Below are 25,832 nucleotides of genomic sequence, written 5' to 3' on the forward strand. Positions count from 1 at the left end.
GAAACAAAAAAGCTGTCCCAAATTGGGACAGCTTTTTTAAAGATTGAGATTTGTACAAATCTAGAATCTATACAAAAGACCAAATTGTGGTTGATCGAAAATGTTTTCAAATAAATTAATATTTAAATTAAAAGTATCTGATGATGCACCATTTTCAGGAGAAACACTATTATACGCTAATACATTAGCCAATGTAAAAGTTACCGCAATGTTTTTGGTCACAAAATAGTTTAAACCAACAGTAATATCTGCTGTAATGCTGTTATCAGTGTCGTCTTCGAATCCTTGAATTTTAGTCTTATTTTGACCAAACCCTAAACCAGCCTCAGCAAAAGCTTTAAAACGTTTTTTGTCTAATTCTAAAAAGTAGTATCTGGCAAAAGCACCAACCCCGAATACGTTGGTTTTTGTTTCTGGAACAGTCTCTTCTTTTTCACTTGAATAATTTAGTTTTGCTCCAACGGCAAATTTGTCATTTAGTAAATACCCGAATTTTGGACTAAATCCATAATAGTCGCTTTCTCCACCTGTGCTAATTTTGATAGAACCCTCAAGGAACATATCGCCTTTTTCAAAAGTTATTCCTTTTGCAGAGTTCATTTCAGCATCAACCTCTTGTTGTTGCGCGTTCGCAAATGAGAAAGTTAACATTGATAAAATAACAAAAAATCTAGTTTTCATAATAATTGCTTTTAAAAGTTGTAAGATTAAAATTATGTTTTTCATTTTAAAACTTTTAGAATTGCAATCAATAGCATTAAAAATGCAGTTATTGAGTTAATAATCCTACTTTTTTATAAGTATTTACGTGTTTAATTTTGAGGTTTTATTATGATTTATTTTTGTTAATGAGGCATAAATCCTGAAGTGAGCAGGATATTTATCGTAACAAATTATAAAAAGCAAACACGGATTTCACTAATTTTCACAAATCATAGTTGGCTTTTTTTGTTATAAATTATTGCACAAATGAATTAATAGCAGCTCATAAAATTGGTGTAAATTCGTGGAATTCGTGTTTAAATTATTTTTTAAAACAAAAAACCCGACAACTTTCGTCATCGGGTTCAATCTGTATTCTATTCTCTATATTCTTTCTTCTAAAAAAAAAATTAATCGTTAAGTTTCAAAACAGCCATAAAAGCTTCCTGAGGAATCTCAACGTTTCCTACTTGTCTCATACGTTTTTTACCTTTTTTCTGTTTCTCTAGTAATTTACGCTTACGCGAAATATCACCGCCATAACATTTTGCGGTAACGTCTTTACGAAGTGCTTTTATCGTTTCACGAGCAATGATTTTAGCCCCAATTGCAGCCTGAATCGGAATATCAAATTGTTGTCTTGGGATTAACTCGCGTAATTTTTCGGTCATTTTTTTACCAATGTTATACGCATTGTCTTCGTGAATCAAAGCAGAAAGTGCATCAACCGTTTGAGCATTCAAAAGAACATCCAGTTTTACCAGTTTCGAAGTTCTCATTCCAATAGGAGAGTAATCAAAAGAAGCATAACCTTTAGAAACCGTTTTTAAACGATCGTAAAAATCGAATACAATTTCCGCCAATGGCATATCAAAATTCAATTCAACACGTTCTGTTGTCAAATACGTTTGATTGGTAATTTGACCACGTTTTTCGATACATAAACTCATTACGTTTCCAACAAAATCAGATTTGGTAATGATGGTTGCTTTAATAAAAGGTTCTTCAACTCTGTCTAAACGAGATGGTTCAGGCAAGTCAGAAGGATTATTTACAACAAATGCAGTTTCAGGATCTTTTTTGGTATAAGCCAAATACGAAACGTTAGGTACAGTAGTAATTACCGTCATGTCGAACTCACGCTCTAGACGTTCCTGGATAATTTCCATGTGCAACATTCCTAAGAATCCGCAACGGAAACCAAATCCTAACGCCGCAGAACTTTCAGGAGTAAAAACAAGCGAAGCATCATTTAGCTGCAGTTTCTCCATAGAAGAACGCAAATCTTCATAATCTTCAGTATCTACTGGGTAAATTCCGGCGAAAACCATTGGTTTTACATCCTCGAAACCAGTAATCATATTAGTAGTTGGTGTTTTAGCATCTGTTAGTGTATCACCAACTTTTACTTCTTTGGCTTCTTTAATTCCTGAAATTAAATAACCAACATCACCAGCAGAAATTACATTTTTAGGAACCTGATTTAATTTTAAAGTTCCAATTTCATCGGCGAAATATTCATTTCCAGTGGCCATGAATTTAATTTTTTGCCCTTTTCTGATTTCACCGTTTACAACTCTAAAGATTACCTCAATTCCACGAAACGGATTATAATGCGAATCGAAAATCAAAGCTTGTAATGGCTCGTCAATATTTCCTGACGGAGGTGGGATTTTTTCGATAATGGCAGCTAAAATATTTTCGACACCAAAACCTGTTTTTCCTGAAGCATGAATAATATCTTCTAATTTACATCCTAATAAATCAATAATATCATCACTAACTTCTTCAGGATTTGCACTTGGTAAATCTACTTTATTTAAAACCGGAATAATTTCAAGATCATTCTCTAAAGCCAAATACAAGTTAGAAATCGTTTGTGCCTGAATACTTTGTGCAGCATCGACAATCAAAAGTGCCCCTTCACAAGCAGCAATAGATCTTGAAACTTCGTATGAAAAGTCAACGTGACCAGGAGTGTCAATAAGATTTAAAATATATTCTTCTCCTTTATAGGTATATTCCATTTGAATGGCGTGACTCTTAATGGTGATTCCACGCTCACGTTCCAGGTCCATGTTGTCAAGCAATTGAGCTTTCTCTTCACGAGCTGTAACGGTTTGTGTAGCGCCCAATAAGCGGTCTGCCAATGTACTTTTACCGTGGTCAATGTGTGCAATAATGCAAAAGTTACGTATCTTCTTCATTTTAATATTTCAATTCTCTTAGCGAGTTTTAAGTAATTTTCAGGGTATAAATTTGCGCTGTAGCAATTGCTGTTGAGCGTGTTATTAAGCCGCAAAGATAGCGCAAAGTTTTGGATTCTGGAATGTAGTTGTCCGATTTTGAGTTTTGAAGCCGGAAAGCTGTTTTTTAGGAGATGAAATTATGCTAATTCATTCATTATCAATTGCAACTTTATACCCGAAAATGTAAGGATTATCTTTTTTATTGTGTTCGGGACAAAACATCTTTGCTGAAAAAATACCATAAATAACTTTTGTTTGAATAATCTGTATTTTTTGTACGAATAATTGTCGATTCGTGAAAATATGACTACACTTGTAGTCCTTGTGACTATAATTATGATCGTATTATAATTTAATTTTTTGATATGGGTTTTTATTAAAGATCTGAGCGCAGGATTTTATTATAAAAAGTAGATCAAAAGAGAGTGTTTATTTTTTACTAATAATTAAATCAAACAAATTATGAAAAAACAAACCATGCAGCTTACTGAAAAATTTAGCAGGCTTAGTAAAGATGAAATGAAAAGTATCAATGGCGGTGCATTAGGAACAATTTGTGGTCCCAGACCTGTGCCCACTTCTATTTGTGCCAGCGGAATGGGAGTCGCAGCAAACTCTGGTACAGAAGATCCCACGAAATATCCGGGTATTGTGGGCGGTTACTGCAATGTAATATTTTTATGTATCTAGAATATAGAGAAATGCCTGAAGATTTCCTTCAGGCATTTTTTATTAAAACTCAAAACTGAATCCTTTTTCAGTAAGTTTTTTATAAGTATCAGAATCGAATTTGTACAATTTAGCTGCTCTGTGCGATACGGCTTTTTGTTTTTCATCGAGTTCAACAAGCAATTTCATATGAAGAATTTTTCTTCGGAAATTAGATTTGTCTAATTCGATTCCTAAAATCTCTTCATACAAATGCATTAATTGCAATAAAGTAAATTTTTCAGGCAAAAGATTAAAACCAATTGGGGCCTGACGAACGCGATTGCGCAGCTGCATCAAACTAAAGTTGAGGATCTTGCTATGGTCGAAAATTAATTCGGGAATCGTATCAATCTTGTGCCACTTGGCTTCGATTACAGATAAACTGGCTTTGATATTATAATCTTCACGATTGACCAAAGTATAATAACCAATAGTCACCACTCGTCTTTGAGGCACACGAGCAGGATTGGTAAAGGCTTTTAACTGCTCTAAATATATATTGTCCAGACTCGTAAGTTCATACACGATTCGATGTGCGGCATCATCAGCACTTTCTTCTCTCTTCATGTATCCACCAAGAAGTCCCCATTTTCCTATGCTTTCTCCTTCAGCGTGTTGTACTAAAAGTACTTCAAGGCTTGCTTTATTAAAACCAAAAATAACGCAGTCAATCGTCATTCCATCTATTTCCGGAGTAGTCGTTTTATTGGTAGTATCCGAAATGTTTTTAGAAGATAGAAAAGTCATTTGCTAAGATTGTCGATAGTTTTAAAATTCAAAATTGAATCCTTTCTCGGTGAGTTTGTTGTAAATCTCCGGATCAAATTTATACAATTTAGCAGCCCGATGCGAAACATCTTGCTGTTTTTCGTCTAATGCGACTAATAATTTCATGTGAAGAATTTTTCTTCTAAAATTAGATTTATCCATTTCGATCCCTAATATCTCTTCATACAAATGCATCAATTGCAATAAAGTAAATTTTTCAGGCAATAGATTGAATCCAAGCGGTGCCTGGCGTACTCTGTTTTGAAGGTGTTTTAAGCTATAAGCCAAAATTTCGTTATGATCATAAATCAAATCCGGAATACTATTGATCTTATACCACTTGGCATCAGAAGCCGTAAAACCTGCTTTAATATTATAATCTTCTCGTTTTACCAAAGCATAATATCCTATAGTGATAACGCGTCGAAGCGGAAAACGATCCGGATCTCCAAACGCTTTTAACTGCTCTAAGTAAATGTTATCCAGACCTGTAAGTTCGTTCAGTAAACGATGCGCGGCATTGTCTGTACTTTCCTTTTTATAAATCCATCCTCCCGGAAGTCCCCATTTTCCTTTACTAATACCTTCTCCGTGTTGTACCAATAGTACTTCTAGACTCCCTTTATCAAATCCAAATATGACACAGTCAATCGTGATTGCATTCATTGCGGTTTGTTCACCTTTTAAAGCTGAATCGTCGGCTACATTTTTGACCATATGCTACTTAAATTTTAAACAAATTAAATAAATAAAATGAATAGTTGCTTTTATAAATCCTTTATATTTTTTTTAACGAAATAATTTTTTGACAATCAGTTGTTTGTGAATTGTTAGAAAATGCTATTCTAAAATTATAATTCCTAAATGACTGATTGTCAAATTGCTAATTCGTTATTTTTTTGATATTTTTTTATTCTATTTAAGCCAATATTTTATTGTATTCATAAAAATGAGGATCCAATTATCAGAATTGAAAAAATATAACCCTAATATTTTGTTAATATAGAAAAAATGTTTTACACTTGTAGTCAAATTAACCATAAGATAAGTTCAGTTTGACTATAAGTTTAAAAAGGACAAATCTATAACTAACTTAAAATACCACCAAATGTTTTTTTTAGGAATTGATTTAGGAAGCTCTTCGATAAAATTATCAGTTTTCGATCCTGAAAAAGGAGCGACCATTGGAGCCGTTAGCGTTCCTGATTTTGAAATGCCAATTATTGCCCAGGAATTTGGCTGGGCAGAACAGGATCCTGAATCGTGGTGGCAATTTGTAAAAGACGGAATCCAGCAATTAGGTGCAAAATCGAATATTGATTTAAAAAAGATCAACGCAATTGGGATTGCCTATCAAATGCACGGTTTGGTTTTAACCGATGAAAATTTGAATCCCGTTCGTTCTTCGATTATTTGGTGCGACAGTCGTGCAGCCCTTATTGGAGATGAAATTTACAATCAGATGGGTGCTGAAAATTGTCAGCATCAAATTTTAGGAAGCCCTGGAAACTTTACCGCATCAAAAATAAAATGGGTAAAAGACAATCAGCCAGAAGTTTTTGCAAAAGCAAAATACATGATGCTTCCGGGCGATTTTATTGCTGCGAAATTGTCAAAAGTGGCTCAAATTAGTACTTCGGGTTTATCAGAAGCGGCTTTGTGGAATTTCTCTGAAGGAAAACTGGCGACCGAAATCCTTTCTCAAATGGGATTATCATCAGATATTGTTCCTGAAATTGTTTCAAATTTTGGAATACAGGCCACCATTCACTCAGAAATAGCACAAGAATTAGGATTAAATCCTAATGCAAAAATCACCTATAGAGCAGGAGATCAGCCCAACAATGCATTGTCATTGAATGTTTTGAAACCCGGCGAAATTGCTACAACAGCCGGAACTTCGGCAGTTGTATATGCCGTAAGCGATCAGGATGCTTACGACAAACAAAACAGAATCAATACTTTTTTACACGTCAATAATACCGAAGCCGAAAAGCGTAATGGCGTAATGTTATGCATTAACGGTTCTGGAATTTTATACCAATGGCTACGCAAAATCATGTCGGTTGACAGAGCTGAATTAATTGCCTACGATAAACTAAATGCCGAAGCTGTAAAAGTAGCAGTAGGAAGCAACGGACTTCGTTTTTATCCTTTCGGAAATGGTGTTGAGCGTATTTTCAATAATAAAAATGCAACATCCGGAATTCAGAATTTAAACTTCAATATTCACCAACCGTCACATTTAGTGCGCGCAGCCTGTGAAGGAATTGTCTTTGCCATGAATTACGGTTTTGATGTGATGAAAGAAACGGGAGTTTCAGGAACTATAGTAAGAGCAGGAAATGCGAACCTTTTTTTAAGTCCGGTTTTTAGAGAAATCTTCACCAATACAACACAAACTACTTTAGAATTATACAATACATCCGGAGCTGAAGGTGCTGCAAGAGGCGCTGCTTACGGTTACGGATACTACAATTCGCTAGACGAAGCTTTTCAGGGATTGCAATGTTTAGACCGAATTGAACCCAACAAAATCCTGACTTCTCAATATCAGGATTTATATCAGGAATGGAAAAATCAAATTAAAATAGAACAATAATAATGAGCACAACTAATCAATATTTTAAAAACATTGACGCGATTAAATTCGAAGGCAGAGAAAGTGATAACCCATTAGCTTTTAAATGGTATGATGAGAATCGTGTCGTTGCGGGAAAAACTTTAAAAGAACATTTACGTTTTTCGATGGCATACTGGCACACGCTATGTAACACAGGAGGAGATCCGTTTGGAGCTTCGACTGAAACGTTCTGCTGGGATAAAAATGAGAATGTGATTTTAAGAGCCAAAGACAAAATGGATGCGGCTTTTGAATTCATGACCAAATTAGGTTTGCCTTATTATTGTTTTCATGATGTTGATGTGGTAGATGATGCGCCAACATTGGCTGAATTTGAAACTCGTATTCAGACTATGGTTGAATATGCGAAACAAAAACAACAAGAATCAGGAATTAAATTGTTGTGGGGAACTTCAAACTTATTCAGTAATCCTCGCTATATGAACGGTGCTGCAACCAACCCAAACTTTGACGTTTTGGCCTATGCAGGTGCTCAGGCAAAAATTGCAATAGATGCAACTATTGCATTAGGCGGTGAAAATTATGTTTTCTGGGGAGGACGTGAAGGATATATGAGTTTGTTAAACACAGACATGAAAAGAGAACTAGACCATTTAGGACGATTCTTAAATACTTGTAAAGATTATGCCCGTAAAGAAGGTTTTAAAGGAAACTTCCTGATCGAACCAAAACCAATGGAACCAACAAAACATCAATACGATTATGATGCAGCGACTTCATTAGGTTTCATTAACAAATACGGACTTCAAAATGATTTCAAATTAAATCTTGAAGTAAACCACGCTACACTTGCAGGACATTCTTTCGAACACGAATTACAAGTTGCTGTTGATGCAGGAATGTTAGGAAGCATTGATGCCAACAGAGGAGATTACCAAAACGGTTGGGATACAGATCAGTTCCCTATTAATCTTCAGGAAGTGACTCAGGCTATGTTGGTTATCCTTGAAGGTGGCGGAATTCAGGGTGGAGGTGTAAACTTCGATGCTAAAGTGAGAAGAAATTCAATCGATTTAGAAGATAAATTCATTGCACACATTGCAGGAATGGATGTTTTTGCAAGAGGATTAATCTGCGCAGATCAGATACTACAAAATACAGATTACAGAAAATTACGCACGCAGCGTTACAGTTCATTTGACGGCGGAAACGGAGCGAAGTTCGAAAACGGAGAATTATCTCTTGAAGATCTTAGCAAAATTGCCCGTGCAAGTGGAGAACCTCAATCACTAAGTGGAAGACAGGAATTATTCGAACAGATTATTTCGAATGCGTACTAACGATTAAAAATTACTAACTATAATTTAAACCAATTCTTAACTATTATGAAAAGCAAACATTGTATTAAAACATCACCGCTCTCGTTTTGTATGGCGCTGTTGCTTAGTGTATTTATGATGCAGTCCGGTTTTGCCCAGGAGCAATCCCAATCGATAACCGGAAATGTAAAATCAGGAGATGATGGTATGAGCGTTCCCGGTGCTACGGTAGCTATCGAAGGCACGAAGACAGCAACATCAACAGATTTTGATGGAAATTTTAAATTAGATGCCAAAACAGGTAACGTAATCGTAATCAGTTTTATGGGATTTAAAACGCAACGTATTACCATTGGAACTCAAAAAACGATTGCTGTTACCTTACAAACAGAAGCGGCAGATCTTAAAGAAGTTGTCGTTATAGGTTACGGTTCACAAAAGAAAACACTTGTAACTAATGCTGTTACTCAGGTTAGTGGAGAAAATCTTGCCAAAACCAATACAACAAATGCTTTGCAGGCACTTCAGGGTCAGGCAGCCGGTATCCAGATTACATCTACTTCAGGGCAACCGGGAGAAGGATTAAATGTGGTGATTAGAGGTGTTGGTTCAACAGCAGGAAGCAGTCCGTTATATGTTGTAGACGGAATCCTTACTAATGATATCTCTTATTTAAGCAATTCAGATATTGAATCTATTTCTGTATTAAAGGATGCTGCATCTGCAGCCATTTATGGTTCGCAAGCTTCTAATGGAGTTGTTTTGGTAACAACCAAAAAAGGAAAAAGAGGTTCTTCAGGACAAGTTACTTTTGATCAGTATTATGGAATACAGTCAGTATCCAGAAAAGTAGATTTATTAGATGCGACTGAATATGCTACTATCTTAAATGAAGCAGCTGTAAATTCAGGAAAAAATCCATATTTCACCAACAGTCAAATTGCTGCAATGGGAAAAGGAACAAACTGGATGGACAAAATGTTGGTGGATAACGCCGCGACTAAAAACTTCTCATTTGGTGTTTCTGGAGGTTCAGATACTTCTGTTTATTCGTCATCTTTGTCTTATTTAGGACAAGAAGGAGTTGTAGGAGGTAAAGATTTATCGAACTATGAGCGTTATAATTTCAGATTCAATTCAGAACATAAATTATACAAAGATATATTGACTTTTGGTCAGAACTTGAGTTTTGCCTACATCAATAAAAACGGAATTGGGGTTGGAAATCAGTACAGCAATTCTTTAAGAAGTGCTTTTCAGGTATCGCCATTATTACCAATGTACGATGCAAATGGTAACTATTACGATAGTACTAAAAACAGCGAGCCTTGGTTAGCAGGTCAGGCAAATCCTTATGCATTAATGGAATACAACAATCAAAATGAAAATAACAATCAAAAATTGCTTGGTAATGTTTATTTGCAAATTGAGCCAATAAAAAACTTAACATTCAAAACTACTTTAGGTCTTGATTATTATGCAGGTGAAGGACATTCATATTCTCCTAAATATCAATTGTCGATTTATGCAAACAGTGCTTTTGATAGAGTAAATCAAAACATGAACAAGGGTAAAACACTTACCTGGGATAACTTATTGACGTATAAATTTAATGTTGCCGAAACGCATCATTTTGAAGCAATGGTGGGAACATCGTCTATTAATTTTGACGGAACGTCTATATCGGCTACAAATGCAGATTCGTTTTTTGATGATTTAGAGCATGCGTGGTTAGACAATACGACTAATAAAGACGGAGCTAAAATAGCATTAAATGGTATCAAGCAACAGACTAAAAGAATGTCTTATTTTGGTAGGTTAAATTACAATTTTAAAGAAACTTATTTGTTAAATGCCACTTTTAGAGTTGATGGATCTTCCATTTTTTCTAAAGAGAATGAGTGGGGATATTTTCCATCAGTTTCAGCAGGTTGGATTGCATCAAACGAAGAATTTTTAAGAGATTCAAAAGTGATCAATTTTCTTAAGTTAAGAGCTTCTTGGGGACAAGTTGGAAATCAGAATGCAAGAGCTTTTCAATACTTATCACCAATAAAAGTAAATAATACCAATTACAATTTTGGAGATGAAGAAGGGGTTCTTACTCCAGGAGCATATCCGGACAGATTATCTAATCTGGATTTAAAATGGGAAACTTCAGAGCAAATTGACCTTGGTCTTGATGCAAGATTTTTAGACAATGCATTAAACTTTACGGTTGATTTTTATAAGAAAACCAACAAAGACTGGTTAATATTAGCGCCAATTTCAGGAATTAAAGGAGCGAACCCACCATTTATTAACGGAGGAGATGTGGTAAATAAAGGGGTTGAGGTAAGTTTAAATTACCAAAACAGTATTGGAGATTTTAAATACAGTGTGAGCGCCAATGGGGCTTATAATAAAAACACTGTAGGTGAGATACCTGCAGACGGTGGAATTATTCACGGTTTACCTAATGAACTGTATGATAATTCACCTGAATTTTACAGAGCGCAAAACGGATATCCGTTAGGCTATTTCTGGGGATATAAAACTGGAGGTGTTTTCCAGAATCAGGCGCAAATTGACAATTATAAATCGGCAAACGGTGCAGTATTACAGCCAACTGCAGCTCCTGGTGATGTTATTTATATAAATACAAACGGAGACGATAAAATCGACGCTTCGGATAAAACCAGTATCGGAAATCCTAATCCTGACTTTACTTACGGATTCTCTTTATCGGCAAGTTATAAAGCTTTTGACTTCTCGCTTTTAGCTAATGGTGTAGCAGGAAATCAAATCGTACAATCGTATAGAAATCAATCTGGTGCTTACGGAAATTATACGTCTGCCATATTAGATCGTTGGCACGGAGAAGGATCTTCTAACACAGTACCAAGAGTAACAGAAGACAATAGAAACTTCACACAATTTTCGGATTTATATGTTCAGAATGGTGATTTCTTAAGAATTAGTACTGTAACATTAGGATTTGATTTGGCAAAAATGAAACAAGCAAAACCATTTTTTGCCAGCCAGTTCAGAGTTTACTTTTCAGTATTAAACCTTTACACTTTCACGAAATACAATGGTATGGACCCTGAAATTGGATTTGGTTCTTCAAACGATGACCAAAAGTTCTCATCAGGTGTAGACGTAGGATACTATCCAAGACCAAGAACCTTCATGTTAGGATTAAATGTTAAACTTTAATAAATAAAAAGATGAAAAATACATATTTATATATTTTCTGTTTGAGTTTATTGTCTCTGGGTTCTTGTAGTTTAGAAACAGAGCCTTTGACTCCAATAGATACAAGTTTTTACAAAACCAAAGACGATGCTTATACAGCATTAGTAGGTTGTTATGACGGAATGCAGGTGGCAACAGGTGGTGCAGGAGTGGGAATTCCTGTATTAAGCGAAGTTATGTCTGATGATTGTTTTGGAGGTACAGGAAATTCAGATGGTTACAATTATGCAGTAATGGATGAGTTTGATATTTCAAGATCTCCTGGAGATACTGATTTACTTAATACCAATTGGATCGCTTACTACAAAGGAATTTATCGTTGTAATATGTTATTATCCAAAATGGATCAGATCGAATGGCAGGGAGATACTGCTTTAAGAAATACATACGAATCTGAGACTAGATTTATAAGAGCCTATCTTTATTTTGAAATGACTCGTGTATGGGGAAATGTGCCTTTGGTAACAACACCTTCTTCTGAAGATGTTCCGCAAGCTACTCCTGAAGCAATTTATAAAGTAATAGCAGATGATTTAGTATTTGCTTCAAACAATTTGCCTACAGAAGCTTATAATGCGAAACCAAACGGACGCGTTACAAAATGGGCAGCAAAATCTTTACTAGGACGTGTTTATTTATATTACACAGGATATTACGGAAAATCTGATTTAGTTGGTGTAGTAAATAAAACTCAGGCTTTAGGACATTTAGAAGATGTTATTTCTTCTAGTGGTCATGGGTTAGTAGCTGATTTTTCTACTCTTTGGCCAGCAGCTTCAGTAGATAAATATGCAGGAGAAGGCAATAGAGAATTTGTGTTTTCAATAAAATACACTTACACAAGTGACTACAACGGAAATACAGATAGTAACCAATGGATGGTAATGTTTGGGATGAGAGAATTTTCATCTTATCCGTATGGCCGTGGTTGGGGAGTTACTGTAAACTCAAAATTATGGAATGCGTACAGCGCAACAGATACAAGACGTACTGCAAGTATCATTGGAGTTGATGAAGAAAAGATACCATTTGATAAAAAGAACAGCCAAAGAGAATACACAGGATATTACAATAAAAAGTATTCTCCAATGGTGAATAAAGATGGAGTAGATCTTCCTATTGCTATGGGAAGCCAATTTTGGGACATAAGCCAATTTCAGGATTATGTGGTGTTAAGATACTCAGATGTTTTATTAATGGCTGCAGAATTAGGAAGCGGAAATGCTCAGCGTTACTTTGATGAAGTTAGAGAAAGAGCTTACAAAGAAAATTTTGTTTCATTACCGGTAAATGCTGATAATATTTTGAACGAGAGACGCCTTGAATTTGCTCTTGAAGGAGTAAGATATTATGATTTATTACGTCAGGGAATTGGAAAAGCATCTACAAGTATTGCAGAAACTACAACATTATTAAATGGTGGAGTTCCTACAACAAAAACAATTTCGGCAGGTAAAATTCAGGAAACAAAAGGATTGATGCAAATCCCGAATACTCAGATTACATTATCAGGAGGACTTTTGAAACAAAATGCTGGTTGGTAATTTTAACTAAAAAATCAAAGAAATGAAAAATATTAAATTATTAATTACATCATTTTTGGTGTTAGCACTAATGCTGGTTTCATCTTGTTCTCCAGATACCTATTCTCTGGATGAACCAATGAATAAATCAGATATACATTTTGAAATCACACAGGATTTAGTTACAGATCCGGGAGGAAATACAGTACTATTAAAAAACACAACTCCAGGAGTGGTTTTAAATTGGGACTATGTTACAGGAAAATCGAATAAAGCGGAACAAAAAGTACAATATGCTTTTAAAGGTTCTTATACTATTAAAATCTCAGCAGTAACAGATGGTGGTATTGTCGAATTAGATCCGGTAACCATTACAGTAAGTCAGGACAACTTGAATTATGTTAATGATCCACTTTGGACTGCATTATCTGGTGGAGTTGGTCATAAAAAATCATGGGTACTTGACAACGGTAAATATGGTTTAGCGCAGGGGGCAATGTCTTATGCAGATCCTAGCACAGTAGTAGAATGGAATAAATTCTCTCCAAACTGGGAACCTGCAGGAAATGCCAATTCAAGTACAGATGCAGATATGCACTGGGGAAGATACATGACATTCAGCCTTGATGGAGGACCTTTTATGACGGTTCATGAAGCTGACGGAACTAGTATTGAAAGCGGAGCCTATTTCTTAGATGTTAATGCACATACTTTGACTACAACCGGAGCTACAATTTTAAGACCGGACAATTATATTGCAAATGCAAGCAACTGGACGAGTGAAATAAAAGTATTAACACTTACAGACAATCAGTTACGAATTGCTATTAAGAGAACCAACAGCGAAGGACCATGGTGGTATATCTGGAATTTTGTTTCTAAAGAACATGCAGATACCTACGTTCCTCCGGTTACAGTGCCTGTTCTTGACGAAGGTTTCAATCCTACTTTTGCTCCTGGCGAATTGTTGACAATGCTAACAGGAGGCGCTGGTGCAGGAAGAGTTTGGAACTTAGACGCAGCAGGTAATCCTGTTGACTGGGTTGCAGCAGGTAAAGGCTGGACAACTGGACCAGGTAGTTCTTCAGATTGGGGATGGAATCCTGGCTGGGCAGCTGTTGCAGGTAATTCATGGATACGTTTTGATCAATGGGGTGGTAAATTAAACTATACCCGCAGTCAGGAAGGTGTTGTAACTACAGGAATTTTTACGATAAATGCAGCAACCAACGAAATTAATTTAGGAACAGAAACACTGATTCAAAATTCAGCGAGCTGGATGAGTCCAACTGCAAATGTGATTAAAGTAGTAAAAGCATACAATAAAGATTATCTTCAAAAAGGTATTTGGTTAGGGACATCTTATGATGCCGGTAAAGATGAGTGGTTTGTTTTCCATTACATCATCCCTTAAATAATTGTGGCTTTTTATAACTAAAAGCCAGATTGTTTAAAAGTATAAAACAACCGGTAGGGGATTTACAAAGTCGCCTATCGGTATGTTTATATTTGTTTTTCAATATTAAAAATCCTTTCAAAATGAAGCATAAAAGAAAATATTTCAATAATGGACTACCATTATTAATGCTAATCGGAATTATCTTATTGGGCTCTTGCAGTAAAAAGGAGGATGCTTTTGCAAACAGAAAAGTTTCTTTTAATTCAGATTGGAGTTTTCATTTAAATGATAGCATACAAGACAAAGATACTATTGGAGCTTCAACCAAATGGAGAACATTAAACGTTCCTCACGATTGGAGTATCGAAGGTAATTTTGATGAAAAAAGTCCTGCCGGATATGGAGGCGGAGCACTAAACGGAGGTTTAGGCTGGTATAAAAAAACATTTAAAGTTGCCGCTGCAGATAGCAGTAAAGTAACATCCATTATTTTCGATGGCGTTTACAAAGACAGCGAAGTTTGGGTAAACGGACATTATTTAGGAAAACGTCCAAACGGATATATTGGTTTTCAATATGAAATCTCCAAATACTTAAATTACGGAGACAAAGACAATGAAATTATTGTAAAGGTTGACAATTCAAAACAACCCAATTCACGTTGGTATTCAGGATCAGGAATTTTTAGAAATGTCTGGATCGAAACCACTGATAAACTACACGTTGCACAATGGGGAACTTATGTGACAACACCAAAAGTTACTGCTCAAAAAGCTTCGGTACATTTTGAAACTACTATTCAAAACCAAAACACAGCTTCAAAAAAAGCAACAGTAACCACTACTATTTTTAAAGAAGATACAAAAGTAACATCGGTTACTCAAAATATAACAATTGGTGCCAATGCCAATCAAACCATTAAACAAGAAACCCAGGTCGAAACACCAACTTTATGGTCTGTTGAAAAACCTGAATTGTATACAGCCGTTACAGAAATTTCGGTTGACGATAAAATTGTAGATCAATACAAAACCAATTTCGGAATCCGGGATTTTAAATTTGATCTCGATAAAGGTTTTATTTTAAATGGAAAACAGGTAAAAATAAAAGGAGTTTGTTTACATCATGATTTAGGTCCTTTGGGCGCTGCGATTAATACACGCGCCATCGAACGTCAGTTAGAAATCATGAAAGAAATGGGCGTAAACGGAATCAGGACTTCTCATAATCCACCCGCTCCGGAACTTTTAGATTTATGCGATAAAATGGGTTTCATTGTCATGGATGAAGCTTTCGACATGTGGAAACAAACCAAAACCAAATACGATTATGGAAACGATTGGGACAAATGGCACAAAAAAGATTTAATAGATCAATTGCTGCGCGACCGTAACCATCCAAGTATTTTTGTTTGGAGTATTGGTAACGAAATTCCGGAACAATGGAATGAAAAAGGAGTTGAAATTGCCAAAGAATTAGCCGCAATTACTCGCCAGTACGATAAAACACGTCCGTTGACTGCAGCGATGAATCCGCCGGTAAATATGAATATTGATGCCGTAACCTTACAATTTGAGAAAAAAAATGTGTCGATTAATCCACTCGCTGCATCTGGAGTTTTAGATTTAATTGGTTACAATTATGCACATCAGACCTACGAGTATCATCAAAAAAATTTCCCAAATACACCATTCATTGCAACCGAAACTACTTCAGGCTTGCAAACCCGTGGTTATTATGATGCCGTTTCAGATACCATAAAAAAGTGGCCGGTAAGATGGGATCAAAAATTTACTGGAGGAAATCCGGACAACACCGTTTCAGCTTATGATCAGGTACAAACACCTTGGGGTTCTACGCATGAAGCCACCTGGAAAGTGATCAAAAAACACGATTTCCTTTCCGGAATGTACATTTGGACCGGTTTCGATTATATCGGAGAACCAACTCCTTATGAATGGCCATCGATCAGTTCTTATTTCGGAATTGTAGATTTAGCCGGTTTTCCAAAAGATGTGTATTATATGTACCAAAGCGAATGGACAGACAAAACCGTTTTGCATATTTTCCCGCATTGGAACTGGAAAGCGGGGCAAACTGTAGACGTTTGGGCATATTACAATAAAGCAGATGAGGTTGAGCTTTTTCTTAACGGAAAATCAGTTGGAGTTCGAAGTAAAAAAGGAGATGATTTGCATGTAATGTGGAGAATTCCTTTTCAACCCGGAACTCTAAAAGCAGTTTCCCGTAAAAACGGAAAAACAATTCTGGAAACCGAAATTAAAACAGCCGGAAATCCATTCAATTTAAAACTGACAGCAGACAGAAGTACAATTAAAGCTGATGGAAATGATCTGTCATTTGTAACGGTAGACATTCTCGACGCTAAAGGAATTTTGGCTCCAAATGCCAATAACGAAATTAATTTCTCCTTAAAAGGAAACGGAAAAATTGTAGGTGTTTGCAGTGGAGATCCGGTAAGTCACGAATCATACAAAGGTTCAAAACACACCGCGCTTAACGGAAAATGTTTAGTCATTGTTCAGTCTGACACAAAAACAGGAAGACTGGAATTAACCGCTAAAGCAAATGGATTAAAACAAGCTACAATTGTAATTACAGCAGAATAAAAGACTATTAATAAAACTAAATAACCACACAATGAAAAAAATACAGATAGCTTCTTTATCTCTATTCATGGGTTTTGGATTATTGCTTTCGCCAAAAGCGTCCGCACAAATTCAGAACGCAGATGTGCTAAACGCTCCGATAGATATCAGCAAGGATTTTCAGAATTACCTGAATACCTTTTATTTCGCTGATGAACTTACAGCTTTTGATCCTGCAACAGGAAAAGGAACTATAAAATATCTGAGATACAATTACAAAACACGTCAGGCTTTCAACAACATGATGATGAAGCCCGATGTGGTCGAAGCCAACGAATTTCCAACCACAGAATATGAAGCTTCGCCGTTATTGCCATTCGAAATTCAGTTTGTTTCAGATCGAACCATTAGAATCAAAACGACTTCAGGACCACAATTTCATCCTGAAAAGGAATCGTTAATGTTGATTAACGGTGTTGCGCCCAATCATCCTGAATTATGGAAATATTCTAAAATAGAAGGCGGACACAAATACACCAGCAAACACGGAGTAGTAGAGATTTTATCGAAACCGTGGCACGTAAAAATTTACGATGAAAAAGGAAAACTGTTGACCAGTACACTTCACGATTCTGATTTCAAAAATACCTATACACCAACACTTCCGTTTTCGTATGTGCGCAGAAACAGCGATTATTCCAGAAGTATGGGAGCTGCTTTTAGCTTAGAACCGGACGAAAAAATATTTGGTTGTGGAGAATCTTTCACACAATTTAATAAACGCGGACAAAAAGTAGTGTTATGGGCAGATGATGCTAACGGAATTCAGAACGAAACCATGTACAAACCCGTTCCCTTTTATATGAGCAGCCGCGGTTACGGAGTTTTCATGCACCATTCGACACCCATTACAGTTGACTTTGGGAGATATTATTCAAGTGCTAACGAAATGTACATTGGCGATGACGAAGCCGATTTGTTTTTCTTTATAGGAGAACCAAAAGATGTTTTGGATCAATACACAGATTTGACGGGAAAAGCAGCGATGCCGCCACTTTGGTCATTTGGTTTCTGGATGAGTAGAATCACATATTTTTCAGAAAAAGAAGGTCGTGATGTAGCAAGAGATTTGCGTAAATATAAAATTCCAACAGATGTAATTCACTTTGACACCGGTTGGTTCGATGTAGACTGGAGAAACAATTATGAGTTTGCAAAAGCACGTTTTCCTGATGCAGAAAAAATGATGACTGATTTAAAGAAAGATGGTTTTCAGGTTTGTTTATGGCAATTGCCTTATTTCTCACCAAAAAACTCATTGTTTAATGAAATCATGGATAAGAATTTAGCCGTAAGAGACCGTAAAGGAAATTTACCTTATGAAGATGCAGTTCTGGATTTCTCAAATCCTGAAACCGTAACCTGGTATCAGGCAAAACTGAAACATTTATTCGATCAGGGGGTGGCTGTTTTCAAAGTAGATTTTGGAGAAGCAGCACCACCGGACGGAATTTACCATTCCGGAAGAACAGGTTTCTACGAACACAATTTATATCCATTAAGATACAATAAGGCTGTAGCCGAAATTACTCAAAAAGAAAAAGGATATACGCTTATCTGGGCAAGAAGTACCTGGGCAGGATCGCAACGTTACCCATTGCATTGGGGTGGAGATGCCGAAACTACAAACGGCGCAATGTCGGCAGAATTACGCGGTGGACTTTCTTTAGGTCTAAGCGGATTCAGTTTCTGGAGTCATGACGTAGGAGGATTTGCCACAAAATCACCGGAGAATTTATACAGAAGATGGGCACCTTTCGGGATGTTTACATCACACGTAAGAAGCCACGGAGAACCTCCTCGCGAACCTTGGTTGTACAGCAAAGATTTCCTTGAAGGATTTAGAAAAGCAGATAATATGCGTTATGAACTGATGCCGTATATCTACGCTCAGGCGAAAGAAAGCTCTCAAAAAGGATTGCCAATGATGCGTGCTTTATTCGTAGAATATCCAAATGATCCGGGAGCCTGGTTAGTTGATAACGAATATTTATTTGGTTCAAGTATGTTGGTTGCACCACTTTTTGAAGAAGTGACCGAAAGAGACGTTTATCTTCCTGAAGGAACATGGATTGATTATCAAACCAAAAAAGTATACCAATCTGGCTGGCATAAAATTAAAGCCGGAGAAGTACCAATCGTAGTTTTAGTAAAAGACGGAACAGCTTTGCCCCACATCGCTTTAGCACAATCTACAAAAGATATGGATTGGAGTAAATTAACCTTAAAAGTATATGCCAGCGACAAAACAACTTCGGCAACAGCCAAAGTATTTTTACCGGACGGCGATGTATTACAAGAAATAAAAGTAACCAAAAACGGAAACAATTTTAATGTTGCACCAAATGCACTAGAAGGAAAAACCACTTTTAAAACAGAGTGGATAAAGTAAAGAAATGTATGCCACAGATTACACAGATTAAAAGGATTAAAAATTGAGAATTAAAAATTAAAAATCTGCTTAAATCTGTGAGATCTGCGTGAAAAAAATTAAACACATAGAAACATAGGTTTTCTTATTCTTTAAAAAAGAAGACGAAAAGAAACCAGTTTCTTCACACATAGCTATGTTTGTTAATGCAAGTGAAACGCCTTTTTTGAGTCTACAAAATCTTATGTTTCTATGTGTTTAAAATAAAATAATCCCAACTTAGGATAAAAATAAGTTTTTGTTGAGTTTCTAAATCGGGTGAAAGCACAAGCAACACCCGATTTATTAAAAATGAATTAAGAAAAATATCATGAAAAATTACCTCATTCTTCCCGCTTTAATCCTTTCAGTTTCGATGGGATACAGTCAGAAAAACAAAAATGCTTACGAATTGGCATCGCCAAACGGGCAAAACAAAATTAAATTTGAGTTAGTAAAAAATGCTCCAAAGTATGCAGTGTCACACGGCAAAACCGAAGTGATTACACCATCAGATTTAGGATTTTTACTAAAAGGAAATGAAGACTTTAGTTCTAATTTTGAAATCAAAAATGTAAAAAACTCAACCTTCGATGAAACCTGGGAACAAGTTTGGGGAGAAAAGAAAAACATCAGAAATCACTACAATCAATTAGTAGTCGAGTTACAGCAAAAAAGCGGCAACAAACGTAAATTAGAAATCCAGTTTCGCGCTTTCGATGACGGAGTGGCTTTCAGATATGTATATCCAAAGCAAAATGTAAAAGACAGTATTTTCATTATGGATGAAAAAACGACCTTTAACCTGAAAGAAGATGGAAAAGCATGGTGGATTCCGGCCAACAGAGAAAACAGAGATGAGTACTTGTTTGAAGAAGCACCGGTTAGTAAACTCGATACCGTTTTAACTCCATTAACAATTGAAAGTAAAAGCGGATTAGCATTAAGTTTTCACGAGGCAAACCTTATTGATTATGCTAGTACAACTTTGGTAAACAATGTAGGAACACAACTAAAAACAGATCTTGTGCCTTGGTCAGACGGCGTAAAAGTTCGTGTAAAAGATACCTTCACATCTTCTTGGAGAACCATTCAGATTGGAGAAAAACCAACAGATTTAATTACATCCTATCTGATTTTAAACCTGAACGAACCAAATAAATTAAAAAATACCGACAGCTATTTTAAACCTTATAAATATCTTGGAATTTGGTGGGGAATGCATATTGGAAAATACACTTTCTGGGAAAGCGACAAACAAGGTGCGACCACAAAACACGCCGAAGAATATATTGATTTTACAGCAAAAGAAGGATTTCATCATTTATTGATCGAAGGCTGGAACAAAGGCTGGACACCGGGTTGGTACGAAAACCGTATGCACATGTTCAGTTTTACGAAAAATGCAGACAATTTCGACTTAGAAAAAGTGGTAGAATATGCTAAGAAAAAAGATATTGAATTAATTGGATATCACGAAACAGGTTCAAACCTGATCAATTATTTGCAACAAGTTGATGAAGGTTTTGCTTTATACAAGAAACTTGGAATTCATACCGTAAAAATTGGCCACGTAGGTTCTAAATTAAACATGAAAGAAATGCACTTCGGGCAATTTGGAGTAAACTATTTCAGATATATTTTAGAAAAAGCAGCACAATATGATTTAGCTGTTTTATACCACGAATCGATAAAAGATACCGGAGAACGCAGAACTTTCCCCAATATGGTTTCTAGAGAAGCAGCACGCGGACAAGAGTACAATGCCTGGAGCGAAGGAAATCCGCCAAATCATTTAAGTATTATTCCGTTTACAAGATTACTTTCAGGACCAATGGATTTTACGCCTGGAATTTTTGATGTTGAGGTAAAACAAGGATATCCCGGAAAAAGAATTCAGGGAACTGTGGGGCAGCAATTGGCCATTTATGTAACAACCTATTCTCCAATTCAAATGTTAGCCGACCTTCCTGAAAACTACGAAGGGAAACCAGCATTACAATTCTTGAAAGATGTACCAACAGATTGGGAAGACACAAAAGTACTGAACGGAGAAATTAGTCAATATATCACCACAGCTCGTAAAGACAGAAACAGCGCCGATTGGTTTTTAGGAAGTATTACAAATGAAAACCCAAGAGATCTTGAAATTTCATTATCCTTCTTAGATAAAAATGCCACATACGAAGCACAAATTTATGCTGATGCCGAAGGAACAGATCAAAAACACAATCCGGAAGCAGTAGCAATTTCGAAGAAAACCGTTAAAGCTTCAGACTCACTAAAATTGCATTTAGGTGGAGCAGGAGGAACAGCTATTAGATTTAAAAAACTATAATTATAATATTGATATCCTAACAGGTTTCCAAAACCTGTTAGGTATTCTAACGTAACGATTAGATTTTAAAAAAAAATAATTTATAAAAATTCAGACCCGATAATTTTTAAAAAATGTTTTGGGTCTAATAACCACAATTTTTTAAATGAAAAACCTAACTCTGCATATTGTTTTTCTTTTGTCGGTCAATTTGGTGTTATCACAGCAAAAGCAATATCCTTTTCAGGATTCTAAATTAGATACTGAAAAGCGTATTGATAATTTGTTATTGTTGATGACCCTGGATGAAAAAGTTAAGGCGTTAAGCACAAATCCGTCGATAAAAAGATTAGGCGTTACAGGAACAGGACATGTAGAAGGATTGCACGGTTTAGCCCTTGGCGGACCGGGAGAATGGGGTGGAAAAAACAAACAACCCGTTACGACAACCACTTTTCCTCAGGCTTACGGTTTAGGAGAAACATGGGATGTTGACTTGCTTCAGAAGGTGGCTCAGGTTGAAGGTTACGAAACACGTTATGCATTTCAGAAATACCATCGCGGCGGATTAGTTGTTCGGGCTCCAAATGCTGATATCGCCAGAGATCCGCGTTGGGGACGTACCGAAGAAAGTTATGGAGAAGATGCTTTCTTTAATGGAAAAATGACCGTTGCTTTTGTAAAAGGACTGCAGGGAAATCATCCGAAATATTGGCAAACAGCTTCCTTAATGAAACATTTTTTAGCCAACAGCAACGAAGATGGCAGAACCTATACATCATCTGATTTTGATGAAAGACTTTGGCGAGAGTATTATGCTTTGCCTTTTTATATGGGCGTGGTCGAAGGAGGATCCCGCGCCTATATGTCGGCTTATAATAAAGTAAACGGAATTCCGGCCATGGTACATCCAATGCTTAAAAATATTACCCAAAAAGAATGGGGACAAAACGGAATTATTTGTACAGATGGAGGCGCATTCAAACTATTGCTTTCAGATCATAAATATTATCCGGATCCATATTTGGGAGCTGCAGCGGCTGTAAAAGCAGGAATTAATCAGTTTTTAGATGAATATATCGAAGGCGTTTACGGAGCACTTTCGCATGGATATTTAAAAGAAAAAGACATCGATGCCGTAATTCGCGGTAATTACAGAGTCATGATCAAACTTGGTATGTTGGATGTTTCAGAAGATAATCCATATTCGAAAATCGGAACAGGAAAGGACACCATTGATCCGTGGAAAACCGAAGCGCATAAAAAAATCGCTTTAGAAGCCACACAAAAATCGATTGTTTTACTCAAAAATGATGCAGGAGTACTGCCTTTGCAAAAAGACAAATTAAAAACTATTGCCATCATCGGACCTCGCGCTGATGAAGTATTGCTGGATTGGTACAGCGGAACACCAACTTATGTTATTACCCCTTTGCAGGGCATTAAAAATAAACTGGGCAATAATGTTGAGGTTCTTTATGCTAAAAATAACATTGATGGTCAGGCAGCGAAGATTGCCAAAAAGGCAGATGCTGTAATTGTTATTGTAGGGAATCATCCGATTTGCAATGCAGGCTGGGCAAATTGTCCCGTTCCAAGTGAAGGAAAAGAAGCAGTCGATCGCCAATCCCTGACATTAGAACAAGAAGATTTAGTTAAAGTCGTTTATCAGGCCAATCTCAAAACAGTTGTCGCTTTGATCAGCAGTTTTCCATACGCTATAAACTGGACACAAGAACATGTTCCGGCAATTGTACACATGACCCAAAACAGTCAGGAAACCGGAACCGCTTTGGCCGATGTTTTATTTGGAGATTATAATCCGGCCGGACGATTGACTCAGACTTGGGTAAAAGACATTACCGATTTACCGGAATTATTAGATTACAATATCCGAAATGGGAGAACCTATATGTATTTTAAAGGAAAACCTTTATATGCTTTTGGCCACGGATTAAGTTATACGACTTTCAAATACAATTCAGTGGAAACCAATTCTGAAACCATTGCTAAAAATGAAGAAGTAAAAGTTACTGTTTCAGTTACCAATACAGGAAGTAAAGATGGAGAAGAAGTAATTCAGTTGTATGTAAAACAATTAAATTCAAAAGTAGAACGTGCCCAAAAAGAACTAAAAGCATTTCAGAGAGTTTTCTTTAAAGCCGGAGAAACCAAGAATGTTTCATTAATTTTAAAAGCAAAAGATTTAGAATATTGGAATACAGCAAAACAACAATTCGAACTAGAAAATAATGCAATTGAAATTCAGATAGGAAGTGCTTCGGATACTATTCTTCTCACTAAAAATATAACTGTCAAATAATTATGCTGAAAACAAATTTAATACTACTGTATATCTTAGTTTGTCTGACAAATATTCAATTGTTTGGACAAAATGCTAGTGCTCAAAACAGAACTATAAAAGTAGATTACAACAAAACTTCGGGCGCATTAAATACCATGTTTAAAGAATGTATTGGAGCCGGAAGAGCAAACGAAGGCCTTCGCGCCGACTGGCAACAGCAATTGGCAATGACCAAAAAAGAATGTGATTTTAAATACATCAGAATGCACGGTTTATTGTCTGATGATATGGCGGTTTACAGAGAAGATTCAAAAGGAAATCCGGAATACAATTACCAATATATTGATGCTTTGTATGATTTTCTTTTAAGTATAAAAGTGAAACCTTTTGTAGAATTAGGTTTTATGCCCAACGCATTAGCAAGCGGAAGTCAGACTATTTTTTGGTGGAAAGGAAATGTTACGCCTCCAAAAGATTATAAAAAGTGGGAAGATTTAATTAGGAACCTAACACAGCATTTCACAGAACGTTACGGAGTCGAAGAAGTAAAAACATGGTATTTTGAAGTTTGGAACGAACCTAATTTAACGCCGGGTTTCTGGACAGGAACTCAGGCAGAATATTTTAAACTATATGAATATGCGGTCCGAGGAATTAAAAGCGTAAATCCAGCTTACAAAGTAGGTGGCCCGGCATCAGCAGGAGCAGCCTGGGTTTCGGAAACAATAGACTTTTGTGCGAAAAATAATGTTCCGTTAGATTTTATTTCGACACATACTTACGGAGTAAAACAAGGATTTCTGGATGAATTCGGAACTACGGGAACTGTTCTAAATAAAGATGAATCGAGTGTGAGTGGCGATGTAATCAACTCACGAAAACAAATTTCAAATTCGGCTAAGCCAAATCTTGAATTGCATTATACAGAATGGAGTTCTTCCTATACTCCGGCAGATCCTGTTCACGACAGTTACCATTCGGCAGCGTATATTTTGCAAAAGCTCAAACAAGTTGGTAATGCGGCAAACTCGATGTCGTATTGGGTTTTTACTGATATTTTTGAAGAACCAGGTCCAAGGTTCACCCCTTTTCACGGAGGTTTCGGATTATTGAATACGCAGGGAATCAAAAAACCAGCCTATTTCTCTTATGCCTTTCTAAATAAATTAGGCGAAACAGAACTTCAAAACAAAGACAGTTCTTCGTGGATAACTAAAAATGCAAAAGGAGATGTTCAGTTGCTGTTTTGGGATTTTACCAATACGCATCCGGGAGATTCAGTTAATAATCAATCGTATTATATTAAAGATTTACCATCTCAACCCAAAGGAAGTGTAAAAATTGAAATTGATGGTTTGCAAAAAGGAAACTACACTTTAGAAATCTATAAAGTAGGATATAAAGTCAATGATGCTTACGCCGATTATCTGGCTTTAGGAAAACCAAGTCAGTTAAACCGTGAACAAGTACAAAAGATAAAAGAAAAAAATAATGGCGCTTTGATCGCAACAGAAAAAGTAACCATCAATACAAAAGGAACATACAGTACAACATATAAAATGAATGAGAATGATGTGGTGCTGTTCAATTTGGTAAAACAATAATTCCTTTTAAAAAACTATCAAAAAACTAAAAATAA

The 25,832-nt window shown here is 36.1% G+C and carries 15 protein-coding genes; 11 read left to right on the plus strand and 4 right to left on the minus strand.

The features are described 5' to 3' along the window. Positions 1–60 precede the first annotated feature (60 nt). Both IRZ78_RS14730 and lepA read right to left on the minus strand, forming a co-directional pair. On the minus strand, positions 61–681 hold the full coding sequence (locus IRZ78_RS14730; RefSeq protein WP_194617262.1) for an outer membrane beta-barrel protein: 621 nt from the start codon (positions 679–681) through the stop codon (positions 61–63). A 431-nt stretch (positions 682–1,112) separates the two neighbouring features. Then, complete coding sequence (gene lepA, locus IRZ78_RS14735) at positions 1,113–2,909, minus strand: translation elongation factor 4 (protein WP_194617263.1); 1,797 nt, start codon at positions 2,907–2,909, stop codon at positions 1,113–1,115. A 504-nt stretch (positions 2,910–3,413) separates the two neighbouring features. On the opposite strand from lepA, the gene IRZ78_RS14740 reads away from it, so the two are divergent. Further along, entirely contained in the window at positions 3,414–3,641 is a 228-nt protein-coding gene (locus IRZ78_RS14740; protein WP_194617264.1) for a hypothetical protein, read from the plus strand. A gap of 42 nt (positions 3,642–3,683) precedes the next feature. Here IRZ78_RS14740 and IRZ78_RS14745 read toward each other — a convergent pair whose 3' ends face one another. Together IRZ78_RS14745 and IRZ78_RS14750 are read right to left on the minus strand one after the other, a co-directional pair. Continuing rightward, complete coding sequence (locus IRZ78_RS14745; protein WP_194617265.1) at positions 3,684–4,409, minus strand: NUDIX domain-containing protein; 726 nt, start codon at positions 4,407–4,409, stop codon at positions 3,684–3,686. Between the two features lie 21 nt (positions 4,410–4,430). Next, entirely contained in the window at positions 4,431–5,147 is a 717-nt protein-coding gene (locus IRZ78_RS14750; RefSeq protein WP_194617266.1) for an NUDIX domain-containing protein, read from the minus strand. 391 nt (positions 5,148–5,538) lie between these two features. On the opposite strand from IRZ78_RS14750, the gene IRZ78_RS14755 reads away from it, so the two are divergent. The 10 genes from IRZ78_RS14755 to IRZ78_RS14800 all read left to right on the plus strand — a co-directional run bounded on the left by IRZ78_RS14755 (position 5,539) and on the right by IRZ78_RS14800 (position 25,797). Next, positions 5,539–7,032, plus strand: coding sequence for an FGGY family carbohydrate kinase (locus IRZ78_RS14755; RefSeq protein WP_194617267.1), 1,494 nt, complete (start codon positions 5,539–5,541; stop codon positions 7,030–7,032). A gap of 2 nt (positions 7,033–7,034) precedes the next feature. Then, positions 7,035–8,354 (plus strand): xylose isomerase, encoded by a 1,320-nt coding sequence (gene xylA / locus IRZ78_RS14760; protein WP_194617268.1) that lies wholly within the window; start codon positions 7,035–7,037, stop codon positions 8,352–8,354. A 45-nt stretch (positions 8,355–8,399) separates the two neighbouring features. Next, positions 8,400–11,531, plus strand: a complete 3,132-nt coding sequence (locus tag IRZ78_RS14765) for a TonB-dependent receptor (RefSeq protein ID WP_194617269.1) — start codon at positions 8,400–8,402, stop codon at positions 11,529–11,531. 11 nt (positions 11,532–11,542) lie between these two features. Further along, a complete protein-coding gene (locus IRZ78_RS14770; RefSeq protein ID WP_194617270.1) occupies positions 11,543–13,114 on the plus strand; it encodes a RagB/SusD family nutrient uptake outer membrane protein in 1,572 nt (523 codons plus the stop codon). A 22-nt stretch (positions 13,115–13,136) separates the two neighbouring features. Continuing rightward, on the plus strand, positions 13,137–14,507 hold the full coding sequence (locus IRZ78_RS14775) for a hypothetical protein (RefSeq protein WP_228520490.1): 1,371 nt from the start codon (positions 13,137–13,139) through the stop codon (positions 14,505–14,507). Between the two features lie 125 nt (positions 14,508–14,632). Further along, the gene (locus IRZ78_RS14780; RefSeq protein ID WP_194617271.1) at positions 14,633–17,122 is read left to right on the plus strand and encodes a glycoside hydrolase family 2 TIM barrel-domain containing protein; all 2,490 of its coding nucleotides are present in this window, start codon (positions 14,633–14,635) and stop codon (positions 17,120–17,122) included. 31 nt (positions 17,123–17,153) lie between these two features. Continuing rightward, positions 17,154–19,553: a TIM-barrel domain-containing protein gene (locus tag IRZ78_RS14785; RefSeq protein ID WP_194617272.1), complete on the plus strand. Its 2,400-nt coding sequence runs from the start codon at positions 17,154–17,156 to the stop codon at positions 19,551–19,553. A gap of 349 nt (positions 19,554–19,902) precedes the next feature. Then, positions 19,903–21,909: a glycoside hydrolase family 97 protein gene (locus IRZ78_RS14790; RefSeq protein WP_194617273.1), complete on the plus strand. Its 2,007-nt coding sequence runs from the start codon at positions 19,903–19,905 to the stop codon at positions 21,907–21,909. A 145-nt stretch (positions 21,910–22,054) separates the two neighbouring features. Next, the gene (locus tag IRZ78_RS14795; protein ID WP_194617274.1) at positions 22,055–24,211 is read left to right on the plus strand and encodes a glycoside hydrolase family 3 C-terminal domain-containing protein; all 2,157 of its coding nucleotides are present in this window, start codon (positions 22,055–22,057) and stop codon (positions 24,209–24,211) included. A 2-nt stretch (positions 24,212–24,213) separates the two neighbouring features. Then, positions 24,214–25,797: a glycoside hydrolase gene (locus tag IRZ78_RS14800; protein ID WP_194617275.1), complete on the plus strand. Its 1,584-nt coding sequence runs from the start codon at positions 24,214–24,216 to the stop codon at positions 25,795–25,797. Positions 25,798–25,832: the final 35 nt, after the last annotated feature.

The organism is Flavobacterium sp. CSZ (assembly GCF_015350725.1).
In the GTDB taxonomy this organism is placed as follows: Bacteria; Bacteroidota; Bacteroidia; order Flavobacteriales; family Flavobacteriaceae; genus Flavobacterium.